Source organism: Kitasatospora phosalacinea, from assembly GCF_000717185.1.
Lineage (GTDB): Bacteria > Actinomycetota > Actinomycetes > Streptomycetales > Streptomycetaceae > Kitasatospora > Kitasatospora phosalacinea_A.
In genome coordinates, this window is the sequence record NZ_JNYE01000041.1 from 44,119 (window position 1) to 55,404 (window position 11,286).

Below are 11,286 nucleotides of genomic sequence, written 5' to 3' on the forward strand. Positions count from 1 at the left end.
CTGCGCCGCACGGTAGCCTCCCCGGAACGATCACCACGGGGGGCGAAGGATGACAGCGGTACGGACGCTCACGGTTCCGGGCGGGGTGCGGTCACTCCTCTGGGACGGGGACGACCTGCTCGACCTGGTCGGCGGCGGCCGGAGGTGGGCGCCGGACGGGACGGAGCGAGGCTCCCTGCTCCACTGGGGCTTCCCGTTCGACCGGGCGGCGCTCTCCCCTTCCGGCCGGTACGCGGCGGTCTGGACCGAACGCGGCACCAAGGGCCTGCTGCTGGAGACCGAGGAGCTGCGGGTCCTGCGGGAGGTCAACCGCAGCTACTACTGCGCGGAGGACTACGACTACCCGCTGGCGCTCGGCCGGTTGCCGGACGGCCGAGAGGTCGTGGTGCACTGTCCCGAGGAGTACAACGAACTGCAGGTCGAGGACCTGGTGACGGGCGAGCGCCTCACCACGGGCCCCCGCGAGCCCGTCGACGCCTTCCACTCCCGCCCCGAGGTGAGCCCGGACGGCCGGCACCTGCTGGTTGCGGGCTGGGTGTGGACGCCCGTCGGAACGGCACGCGTCCACGACCTCGCCGCAGCACTCACCGACCCGGCCGCGCTCGACACCGAGACGCTGTTCGAGCCGCACTCCGGCATCGCCGGGGAGGTCGGCGCGGCCTGCTGGCTGGACGCGCAGCGGATCGCGGTGTCCACCACCGATGACCCGGACGGTCCGGGGGCGCAGCTCGGGCCGCTGCACCTGGGCGTGTGGTCCGTCCCGGAGCGCCGCTGGCTGCACCTCAGCCCGCTGGACGCCCCCACCGGCGCCCTGCTGGCCCGCGGCGGGCAGGTGGTCGCGCTGCACGGCCACCCGCGCCTGCTCGACGCCGCGACCGGCACCGTGCTCGCCGAGTGGCCCGAGCTCGAACTCCCCCGGAAGGACCGGGCGTACGGCGTCACCCACGTCCCCTCCCCGGTCGCCGCGCTCAGCCCCGACGGCACCCGCCTCGCCGTCGCCCGGCCGGACGCGATCGCCGTGGTCGACCTCCCCGCCGCGGTCTGAACCACCGCCCCTCCCCTGGTGTACGCACTGTCTCCGCGGTGCTCTAAGGTGAGCGCCGTTTCGCTGTGGACCATCGCCGTGGACGCCTCCGCGGCCGAGCACCACCGCCAGGGGAGGCACCGTCATGGACACTGCACAGCCCGCCCCGGGAGCCACCGCCCCCGAGGCACCGGCACCCGTCTGCTTCCGGCACCCCGGCCGGGAGTCGTACGTCCGCTGCACCCGCTGCGACCGCAACGTCTGCCCGGACTGCCGGCGCGAGGCGGCGGTCGGCTACCAGTGCGTGGAGTGCGTCAAGTCCGGCCACCAGGGCACCCGCCGGGCCCGGACGGCGTTCGGCGGCCGGATCACCAGCCGCCCGTACGCGACGATCGTGCTGATCGTGCTGAACGTGGCCGCGTACCTGGTGGAACTGGCCCGGCCGGGGACGGCCGATCAGCTCGCGATGCTGGGCTCGGGCGTGGTGGTACCGGACGACGCCGACCCGTACACGTACGTCTACCACCTGTCGGGCGTGGCGCACGGCGAGTGGTACCGGCTGATCACCAACGCGTTCGTCCACCTCGAACCGACCGCGCCGCCGATCGGCGTGCTGCACGTCCTGAGCAACATGTACTGGCTGTGGATGCTCGGCCGGGTGGTCGAGAACCGGCTCGGCGTGCTGCGCTTCCTCGCGCTGTACCTGCTGTCCGCGCTGGGCGCGTCCGCCGTGGAGTACCTGATCGCCTCGGACAGCCTGTCGCTGGGCGCGTCCGGCGCGGTCTTCGGCCTGGCCGGCGGGTACTGGGTGCTCAGCCGCAGCCAGGGCTACGACCCGCTCGGCGGGAACCAGTTGATGGTGACGTTCGTGGTCTGGATGCTGCTGTCGGCGAGTTTCACCTCCTGGCAGGGCCACCTGGGCGGCCTGCTCACCGGCCTGGCCGCGGGCGCCGCCCTCGGCTACGCGCCGCGGCAGCAGCGCGGGCTCGTCCAGTCGATCAACCTGGTCGCGGTCCTGGGCGTGGTGGCGATCGTGATCGTGATCGCCGCCGACCGGATCACCCCCCTCACCTGACGGACGCCTCCAGCCCCGGCCCGGCCCCGGCTCCGGCCCCGCCTCCTGTCCCGGCTACCGCTCCAGCGCCAACTCCAGCTCCCGGTACGCCTCGCCGAGCAACGCCGCCGCCTCGCGCAGCCGCTGCTCGGCGAGCCCGGCGTAGCCGAGCGTGACGGCCGCCGGGCCCGGCCCGAGCCGCCCGGGGGCGACGGCGGCGACCCGCACCCCGCGCCGCAGCGCCGCGGCGGCGAACCCCGACTCGCCCACGCCCGGCGGCAGTTCGGCGTACAGGTGCAACCCGGCGGCGACGCCTCGCAGTTCGGCCGCCGGGAGGTGCTCGCGCAGGGCGGCGGCCAGCGCGTCGCGGCGGGCCCGGTAGCGGGGGCGGACGGCGCGCAGGTGGCGGTCGTAGCCGCCGCTCTCCAGCAGTGCGGCGAAGGCGAGTTGGTCGATCGCACCGGTGCCGAGGTCGGCGTACCGCTTGGCCTCCCGGAAGTCCTCGGCGAGCCAGCCGGGCAGCACCGCCCAGCCGAGCCGCAGCCCGGGCGCCAGGGTCTTGCTGAGCGAGCCCAGGTAGACCGTCCGCTCGGGTGCCAACCCCTGGACGGCGCCCAGCGGTTCGCGGTCGTAGCGGAACTCGGCGTCGTAGTCGTCCTCCACCACCAGCCCGCCGCGCCTTGCCCAGGCGGCGAGTTCGCCGCGGCGGCGGGCCGACAGCGCGACCCCGGTGGGGTACTGGTGGGCGGGCGTGACCAGGACCGCGTCCGCCCCGACGGCCGCCAACTCCCGTACGACCAGGCCCTCCTGGTCGACGGGTACGCCGACCGGCTCGACGCCGTGGGCGCGCAGCAGCTCCAGCGTGCCGGGCGACGCGGGGTCCTCCACGGCGATCCGCCGCCGCCCGTGCCGGGCCAGCACCTCGACGAGCAGCGCCAGCCCCTGCCCGACCCCGCTGACCACCGTCACCCGCTCCGGCCGCGCGGCCACCGCCCGCACCCGGCCCAGGTACGCCGCCAACTCCCTTCGCAGCTGCGGCAGTCCGGCCGGGTCCCCGTACCCGAGGTCCCGGTTCGCGGCGCCCTGCAGCGCCCGCCGCACCGCCCCCGCCCAGGCCGCCCGCGGGAACGCCCCCAGGTCGGGCGAGCCCGGCTTCAGGTCGTACCGCGGCTCGGCCGCCACCACCCGGACGTCCGCCTGCGGGTGCTCGGCCGCCACCCCGTCCGCGACCCTCGTCCCGGATCCCTGCCGCCCCACCAGGTAGCCCTCGGCGGCGAGTTGCTCGTACGCCTCGACCACCACCCCGCGCGAGACGCCCAGTTGGGCGGCCAGCACCCGGCTCGCGGGCAGCCGCGCCCCCGCCACCAGCCGCCCGTCCCGCACCGCCGCCCGCAGCTCCCGCGTCAGTCGCCCGGCCAGCTCCCCGCCGCCGTCCCCCAGCGTGATCAGCAACTCCCGCACCCCGCCCACCTCCTACTCGCCGAAGTGCCCGCCAGGGGCCCGCCGAAGGACCCGCCGAAGTGCCCGCCGAAAGGCCCACCGGGGCCCGGGGTGCGGCGGCCCCGAGCTGCTACCGGCCGGAGCCCGCCGGAAGTCCGAGCTGCTGCGTGCCGGACAGCAGGCCCCTCAACCTACCCGTCCCGATTGGTCCTCTCCAGCACCCCGCAAGTGGCCCTGGGAACCGAACCACCCCGCTCCTAGCGTGGCACCCATGGCAACCACCGCCCCCGACCCCACCCGCGCCCTGCCCGTCGGCTCCGCCCGCGCAGCCTCCGCGATGGCCCTGCTCGGCGCGTCCACCGGCGTCAGCGCCGCCTTCTCCGCCTACCCGGTGGCGGGCGGCCAGACCCTGCGCTACGCCCTGGCCGCGGCGATCCTGCTGCCGCTGGCCCGCCGCCGCCCGCGGCTCTCGCACCGCCTGACCGGCCGTGAACTGCTCCTGCTGCTGGCCCTGTCCGGCACCGGCCTGTTCGGGTTCAACCTGCTGCTGGTCGCGGCGCTGCGGCACACCGACCCGGCGGTGGTCGGCAGCGTGGTCGGCTGCACCCCGCTGCTGCTGGGCGTCGCGGGCCCGCTGCTGGCCCGCCGCCGCCCGGCGGGGCGGCTGCTCGCGGCGGCGGCCGTGGTGGTGTGCGGCGCGGCGCTCACCCAGGGCTTCGGCCACGGCGACGCGCTCGGCCTGCTGTTCGCGACCGGGACGCTGCTGTGCGAGGCGGCCTTCTCGCTGCTGGCCGTCCCGCTGCTGCCGCGGCTGGGGCCGGTCCGGGTGTCCGCCTACACCACCGTGCTCGCGGTGCCGCTGTTCGCCGCGGCGGCCGCGCTCTCCCCGTCGGCGCTGCGGGCGCCCACCGGCGGGGAGTTGCTCGCCCTGCTGTACCTCGGGCCGGTGCTGACCTGCGGCGCGTTCCTGCTCTGGTACTCCGCGCTGGCGGTGCTCCCCGCGGACCGCGCGGGCCTGTTCGGCGGCCTGATCCCGCTCACCGCGACGCTCTCCGGCGCGCTCCTGACCGCGACCGCCCCCACCCCGCCGCAGCTCCTCGGCGCCGCGCTGGTCACCGCCGCCCTGCTCTTCGGCGCCACCACCTGACACCCCCCCCGAACGCCCGCATCCCCGCACCCCCGAATACCGCCCGCGCCCCCGCACCCGCACCCGCACCCCCGAATACCGCCCGCGCACCACCCCTCCGTACACCACCGTCCCCCACCGGCCCGCCACTCGTCCGGGCCGCACCCGTTGCCACCCCGCCGAAATGTCCGCTTAGGCTGGGCCGCGATGACAGTCGACCGCCGCAGTGTTCTGCGTTCCGCCTCCCGCCTGGCCGCGTTGAGCGCCGCCGGCGGCCTCGTCGCCGCGTGCGGCGGCCCCTCCGACGGCCGCGGCGCGGGCGGCCCCTCGGTCGCGGCCCGTCCGCAGCCCGCGCACCTGACCGGGTCGCCGAGCCCGAGCACCTCGGCATCGCCCTCGCCGCCCCCGTCCCCGTCCCCCTCCCCGTCCGCGACCCCGTTCGCGCTGCCCCCGCTGGCCCCGGACACCCCGCAGGAGGTGGTGACCGGCCCGCACAGCAGGCCGCAGCTGGCGCTGACCTTCCACGGCCAGGGCGACCCGGCGATCGCCACCGCGCTGCTGGAGGCCGCCGAGCAGCGCGGCGCCCGGCTGACCGTGCTGGCGGTGGGCAGTTGGCTGGACGAGCAGCCGCAGATCGCGCAGCGGATCCTGTCCGGCGGCCACGAGTTGGGCAACCACACCCAGAACCACCTGGACATCTGCTCGCTGCCCGCGGACCAGGCCCGCGAGGAGATAGCGCAGTGCGCCCAGCGGCTGGAGCGCCTGACCGGTTCGATCGGCCGCTGGTTCCGGCCGTCCGCCGCGCAGTACGCCACCAGGACGGTCAAGGAGCAGGCGCAGCAGGTCGGTTACGCGCACGTGCTGTCCTTCGACGTCGACCCGCGCGACTACGCGGACCCGGGCGCGGAGACGGTGGCCCGCCGGGTGCTGCAGACGGCGGCGGCCGGTTCGGTGGTCGCCCTGCACATGGGGCACCCGGGCACGGTGACGGCGCTCCCCGCCATCCTGGACGGCCTCGCCGAGCAGGGCCTGCACGCGGTGACGGCTTCCGAACTCTGCGCCTGAGCCGCCCCGTTGCGGAACGTGGGATGCTCGACCGCATGCGCTACATCTTCCTCGGCGCCGGCGCGGTCGGCGGCACCATCGGCGGCCGGCTCCACCGCAGCGGCCGCGACGTCCTGCTGGTCGCCCGCGGCCCGCACCTGGCGGCGCTGCGCGCCGACGGCCTGCGGCTGACCGTCCCGGACGGCACCCACCGGCTGCCGGTCCCGGCGGTCGGCGGCCCGGCGGAGGTCGAACTGACCCCGGACGACGTGCTGGTGCTGGCGGTGAAGACCCAGCACTCGGCGGCCCTGCTCGACGCGTGGGCGCCCCGCCCGGTCGCGGGCGGCGGGACGGCGGGCGAGCGGCTGCCGCTGGTGTGCGCGCAGAACGGCGTGGAGAACGAGCGCCTGGCGCTGCGCCGCTTCGCCCGGGTGTACGGGATGTGCGTGTGGCTGCCGTGCACCCACCTGGAGCCGGGCGCGGTCTCGGCGGCGGGCTCGCCCCGCTCGGGCGTGCTGCACCTGGGCCGCTACCCGCACGGCACGGACGACACCGCCACCCGGATCGCCGCCGACCTCGACGACTCGCACTTCGACGGGTACGCCGTCGCGGACGTGATCGCCTGGAAGTACGCGAAGCTGCTGAGCAACCTGGGCAACGCGCTGGAGGCGGTGGCCGGTCCGATCGACGGCGAGCTGCGGATGCGGGCGTGGCGGCGGCTCCGGGCGGAGGGCGAGGCGGTGCTGGCGGCGGCCGGGGTCGCCTACCCGTCCGAGGAGGAGCAGCGGGCCAGGCGCGGCGACCGGGTGACGCTGGTGCCGCTGGAGGGGGCGGGGCGCGGCGGCGGCTCGTCCTGGCAGTCGCTGGTGCGCGGCACCGGCGACATCGAGGCCGACTACCTGAACGGCGAAGTCGTCCTGCTGGGCCGTCTGCACGGCGTGCCGACGCCGCTCAACGCGGCCTTCCAGCGCCTGGCCGCCGCCTTCGCCCGCGAGGGCCGCCCGGCGGGATCCCTCCCCGACGCCGAACTGGCCGCCCTGCTCGAACCCTGAGTACCCGGGCGCCCGGCCGGGGGCCCGAGCGGGTGTCACGCCACCGGGTCGTCCGGCCCGTACGGACGCAGCCGCAGCGTGCGGGCGTCGGTGGAGCGGATGGTGGGGGCGGAGGCGACCAGGGTCTCCAGGTTGTCGCGCCCGGCGTGCAGGAAGCGTCCGTGCAGCCCGTCGAAGCGGCCGCGGGCGGCGTCGACGGTGACGGCGACCATGTACGGGATGGAGCCCCAGGCCTTCATGTCGCGGAACATCTCCATGCCCGCGGTCATCTCGGTGGCGACCGCGCCGGGGCTGATGTCGAGCACCACGACGCCGTGCTCGCCGACCGAGTCGGCGATGTTGTCGGAGAGCTGCAGCAGCGCGCCCTTGGAGGTCGCGTAGGCGGTGTAGCGGCCGTCGGGGCGCAGCGCGAAGCCGCTGTTGAGGTTGATGACGCGGCCGCGGCCGCGCCGCACCATGCCGGGCAGGACGTTGCGCAGCAGGTTGTAGGGGCCGCGCAGGTTGGTCTCGACGACCTGCCACCACTGGGCGGGGTCGGTCTCCCAGATCGGCACCTCGGCCCGGTCGACCTGCCCGGCGTTGTTGACCAGCAGGTCGACGGGGCCGAGGTCGCGCTCGATCGAGCGGACGGCCTCCCGGACGGCGCCGGGTCGGCTGACGTCGGCGGTGACGGCGACGCCGCGGGCGCCGTGCCGGACGCACTCCTTGAGGGTGGCGATCAGCCTGTCCTGGGTCCGGCCGACCAGGCCGACGGCCATGCCCTCGGCGGCGAGTCCGACGGCGATCTCGCGGCCGATGCCGCGTCCGGCCCCCGTGACCAGTCCGACCTGTCCGGCGAGTGATCCCGTCCCCATCTGCCTGCTCCCTCCTCCGGCTGGACCTCCGCATTGTGGTCTCCGCCCGGGGGCGCACGGGGGAGCGCGCGCGGCGCACTGCCGACACTCACCCGTTCGGCCCAGCCGCCCGGCGGGCCGCCGTCGGCACGCACCGATGTGAACGGGCGTTAAGGCAGGTAGTACCGTCGTCCGGGCGGGCCACGGCGCCCGCGACACCCGGCCGGGTGACCCCCGGCTCCGTCCCGAAGGGCATTTGAGTGAGCGACATCGCGCGCGTCGGAGTAGTCGGCTGCGGCCTCATGGGGTCGGGCATCGCCGAGGTCTTCGCCCGTTCCGGCCTGGACGTGCTGATCTCGGAGGCCAGTGGCGACGCCCTGGAGCTGGGCCGGACCCGGCTGACCAACTCCCTGGAGACCGCGGTGCGGCGCGGCAAGCTGTCCGAGGAGGACCGGGACGCGGCGCTGTCCCGGCTGTCGTTCACCACCGAGCTCGCCGACTTCCACGACCGCGACCTGGTCGTCGAGGCGGTCGCCGAGCGCGAGGACGTCAAGGTCAAGATCTTCCAGACCCTGGACCAGGCGGTGACCCGCCGGGACGCGATCCTGGCCTCCAACACCTCCTCCATCCCGATCGTGAAGCTCGCCGCCGCGACGAGCCGCCCCGAGCAGGTCATCGGCCTGCACTTCTTCAACCCGGCGCCGGTGCAGAAGCTGGTCGAGGTCATCCCGACCCTGACCACCTCCGCCGAGACCACCACCCGCGCCGAGCAGTTCGCCGTCGAGGTCCTCGGCAAGGAGCCGATCCGCGCCCGCGACCGGGCCGGCTTCGTGGTCAACGCCCTGCTCGTCCCCTACCTGCTCTCCGCCGTCCGGATGTTCGAGTCCGGCGTCGCCACCGCCGCCGACATCGACAAGGGCATGGAAGCGGGCTGCGCCCACCCGATGGGCCCGCTGCGCCTGTGCGACCTGATCGGCCTGGACACCATCGTCTCGATCGCCGAGTCGATGTACGACGAGTACAAGGAGCCCCTGTACGCGGCCCCGCCGCTGCTCTCCCGGATGGTCGACGCGGGCCTGCTGGGCCGCAAGTCCGGCCGCGGCTTCTACGACTACACCGCCTCCTGACCTGCCGCCCTCCCCGACCGGCCACTGCCACTGCCGCCGCCGCCCACGGCAACCGACCGCCGGCCACCGACCGCTCCGACTTCGTGACGCGAGCGGTCGGCGCCCCGCCCGCCGCGCACGCGCGGCAGCTCAGGGGCTGGCGTAGCGGGCGATGTCGGCGACCCGGCAGCTGACCGGGCCGTGCGGGTCGGCGGTGCCCTGGGCGTGTTCGAGGGCGTCCTGGCCGGGCGGAAGGGCGGTGGCGGCGGCGACGCCCTCGGTGACGGGGCGGCCCTGGCCGTCCTCGAAGGCGATCTGCACCACGTAGTTGCTGGTGGTGGCGGTGTGGTTGGTGATCCGGACGGTGGCGGAGGGCCACTGCAGGTCGTCGTCCACCTTGCAGGAGGTCACCTCGACGTCGCCGAACGCGGCCCGCCCGGCGTCGTCCGCGCCCGGCGCCCGGCCGTCCCCGTCCGACCCGCAGCCCGCCGCCGCCGACGCCAGCACGGCGGCCAGGCAGGCGGTGGCGATCGCTCGGATGCGCATGGTCTCCCCTCGGGCCGGACACGGGTCGTGGCCGACGCTACGAGCCGCCGGGGCCGCCCGCCCGGGATGTGTCCGATCCGTAATAACCTTGCGGAGCAAGTGTGTTGACGGTGCGTCAGCGAATGAACGGCGGCCCGCCGGACGGCCGGACCCGCCCCGTGTCCCGCCCGGACCGGCCCGCCGCCGCCCGCGCCCCGGAAAAGCGCTGGCCACCGGGCCCGCGGACGGCCATGCTGGGGGCGATGGAGATCCGCGAAGCAACCCCCGAGAGCTGGGCCGCCGTCTGGCCGTTCTTCCACCGCATCGTCGCCGCCGGTGAGACCTTCACCTACCCGGTCGACCTGACGGCCGACGAGGCCCGCGGCTGGTGGGTGCTGCCCGCGCCGGACCGCACCGTGGTCGCCGTCGACGAGGCCACCGGCACCGTCCTCGGCACCGCCAAGATGAACCGCAACCAGGCGGGCAACGGCGCCCACGTCGCCAGCGCCAGCTTCATGGTCGACCCGGAGCACGCCGGGCGCGGCACCGGCCGCGCCCTGTGCCTGGAGGCCCTGCGCTGGGCCCGCGAACGGGGCTACCGCGCCATGCAGTTCAACGCCGTGGTCGCCAGCAACGCCCCGGCCGTCGGCCTCTACCGCTCCCTCGGCTTCGCGGTGGTCGGCACCGTCCCCGAGGGCTTCCACCACCCCCGCCTCGGCTACGTCGACCTGTACGTCATGCACCGCCCGCTGTAACCGCCCCCGCCGTCCCTGCCGCACCCGCCGCCCGTTCCGCCCCCGCCGCCCGCCCCTCCCGCACCACCGCCGGGCGCGAGAGCACGGTCACCAGCAGCGAGGCCGCCGCCAGCGCCCCGATCGCCCAGCGCACCTCCACCAGCTGCGCCAGGGCGCCCGCCAGCGCCGCGCCCACGCCCTGCCCGGCGATCCGGCCCGCCGACTCCACGCCCTGCACCTGGCCCCGCCCGGACGCCGGGGTCAGCGCCAGCAGCCGTTCCTGCAGCGGCAGCGTCGCCGCGAACCCGACGCCCGCCACGCCCACCGCCAGCGCCGCCGCCCACACCGGCGGCCGGGCCGCCAGCAGCAGGAACGGGCCCGCCAGCAGCAGCCGCAACCCGTACGCCAGCCGGGCCCGCCGCGCCGCGTCCAGCAGCCGCCCCACCAGCAGGCCGCCCGTCAGCATCCCGGCCGAGCCCGCCGCCAGCAGCGTCCCGGCGGCGCCCGGCGCGTACGGCAGGAACAGCGCCTCGCAGCCCACCACCAGCCCGTTGGGCACCCACAGGTTCAGCAGCAGCGCCCGCCGCCCCGGGCGGCCCAGCAGCTCGACGTTGCCCCGCCAGGTCTCCCGCAGCCCGGGTCGGCGCGGCGGCCGCACCGACCGCTCCCGCACCGTCGCCGCCACCACCGCCGTCGCCACCACCGCCGTCGCCGCCGCCGTCAGCGCGGCCGCCGCACCCATCAGCTGGTACGGCGACAGCACCGTCAGCAGCGCCCCGCCGAGCGCGAAGCCGAGCACCGCCGCCCCGCCCGCGGTGACGTTCAGCAGCGACCGGGCCGGCGCGTAGCCCTCCGGCGGCACGATCTCCGCCAGCAGGCCCATCCGCGTCCCCGTGCCGAGCGACTGGAAGAACCCGACCGCCAGCAGCAGCGCGAACCGCGCCGCCAGCGGCAGCCCAGGCACCGCCTGCGCGGACGTCGCCGCCAGCGCCAGCAGGTGCAGCACCACCAGCGTCCGGCGCGGCCGCTCCCCGTCCGCGGCCGACATCAGCGTCAGCGCGCCCAGCAGCGCCGCGAACGACGCCCCGTACATGCTCACCGCCGTCAGGAACGGCGACCCCGTGCGCGCCTGCACCAGCACGCCCAGCGCGAACCCGGACAGCGTCCCGGCCCCCGCCAGCAGCGTGGAACCTGCGTACAGCCCCGCGAACTCCCGCTGCCGCAGCAGCGCCAGATATCCATGACCAGTCATGAAAAAAGCCTCCGACGCTGCCGCGGGCGCGTTCGAAGGCTGACATCGAGAACATAGCACCCACCGCCCCGCCCCAGCCCCGCCCCGCCCCCGCAC

General features: G+C 76.0%; 11 protein-coding genes. 7 read left to right on the forward strand and 4 right to left on the reverse strand.

The genetic code is table 11. From position 1 onward, the window contains the following. The first annotated feature begins 85 nt into the window (after positions 1–85). Both OO57_RS18865 and OO57_RS18870 read left to right on the forward strand, forming a co-directional pair. Positions 86–1,045, forward strand: coding sequence for a hypothetical protein (locus OO57_RS18865; protein WP_234337399.1), 960 nt, complete (start codon positions 86–88; stop codon positions 1,043–1,045). 124 nt (positions 1,046–1,169) lie between these two features. Continuing rightward, a complete protein-coding gene (locus tag OO57_RS18870; RefSeq protein WP_033253707.1) occupies positions 1,170–2,099 on the forward strand; it encodes a rhomboid family intramembrane serine protease in 930 nt (309 codons plus the stop codon). 54 nt (positions 2,100–2,153) lie between these two features. On the opposite strand, the gene OO57_RS18875 is transcribed toward OO57_RS18870, so the two are convergent. Next, positions 2,154–3,539 (reverse strand): PLP-dependent aminotransferase family protein, encoded by a 1,386-nt coding sequence (locus tag OO57_RS18875; RefSeq protein WP_033253708.1) that lies wholly within the window; start codon positions 3,537–3,539, stop codon positions 2,154–2,156. A 250-nt stretch (positions 3,540–3,789) separates the two neighbouring features. Here OO57_RS18875 and OO57_RS18880 point away from each other — a divergent pair, with 250 nt between their 5' ends. From OO57_RS18880 to OO57_RS18890, 3 genes are all read left to right on the forward strand, one after another. Next, positions 3,790–4,665, forward strand: a complete 876-nt coding sequence (locus tag OO57_RS18880; protein ID WP_051777940.1) for a DMT family transporter — start codon at positions 3,790–3,792, stop codon at positions 4,663–4,665. 186 nt (positions 4,666–4,851) lie between these two features. Continuing rightward, a complete protein-coding gene (locus OO57_RS18885; protein WP_033253709.1) occupies positions 4,852–5,709 on the forward strand; it encodes a polysaccharide deacetylase family protein in 858 nt (285 codons plus the stop codon). 35 nt (positions 5,710–5,744) lie between these two features. After that, positions 5,745–6,740 carry a ketopantoate reductase family protein gene (locus OO57_RS18890; RefSeq protein ID WP_033253721.1) on the forward strand — a complete coding sequence of 332 codons (996 nt, stop codon included), beginning with the start codon at positions 5,745–5,747 and terminating at the stop codon, positions 6,738–6,740. A gap of 35 nt (positions 6,741–6,775) precedes the next feature. On the opposite strand, the gene OO57_RS18895 is transcribed toward OO57_RS18890, so the two are convergent. Continuing rightward, positions 6,776–7,594: an SDR family NAD(P)-dependent oxidoreductase gene (locus OO57_RS18895; RefSeq protein ID WP_033253710.1), complete on the reverse strand. Its 819-nt coding sequence runs from the start codon at positions 7,592–7,594 to the stop codon at positions 6,776–6,778. 239 nt (positions 7,595–7,833) lie between these two features. On the opposite strand from OO57_RS18895, the gene OO57_RS18900 reads away from it, so the two are divergent. Next, on the forward strand, positions 7,834–8,700 hold the full coding sequence (locus OO57_RS18900) for a 3-hydroxybutyryl-CoA dehydrogenase (protein WP_081973786.1): 867 nt from the start codon (positions 7,834–7,836) through the stop codon (positions 8,698–8,700). Positions 8,701–8,829: 129 nt separating this feature from the next. On the opposite strand, the gene OO57_RS39565 is transcribed toward OO57_RS18900, so the two are convergent. Continuing rightward, positions 8,830–9,225, reverse strand: coding sequence for a hypothetical protein (locus OO57_RS39565; protein WP_051777941.1), 396 nt, complete (start codon positions 9,223–9,225; stop codon positions 8,830–8,832). A 242-nt stretch (positions 9,226–9,467) separates the two neighbouring features. Here OO57_RS39565 and OO57_RS18910 point away from each other — a divergent pair, with 242 nt between their 5' ends. Next, positions 9,468–9,959, forward strand: coding sequence for a GNAT family N-acetyltransferase (locus OO57_RS18910; RefSeq protein ID WP_033253723.1), 492 nt, complete (start codon positions 9,468–9,470; stop codon positions 9,957–9,959). Here the strand turns inward: OO57_RS18910 and OO57_RS18915 are convergent. Further along, on the reverse strand, positions 9,940–11,190 hold the full coding sequence (locus OO57_RS18915) for an MFS transporter (RefSeq protein ID WP_033253712.1): 1,251 nt from the start codon (positions 11,188–11,190) through the stop codon (positions 9,940–9,942). The two genes, OO57_RS18910 and OO57_RS18915, sit on opposite strands and share 20 nt — an antisense overlap. Between the last annotated feature and the right edge of the window lie 96 nt (positions 11,191–11,286).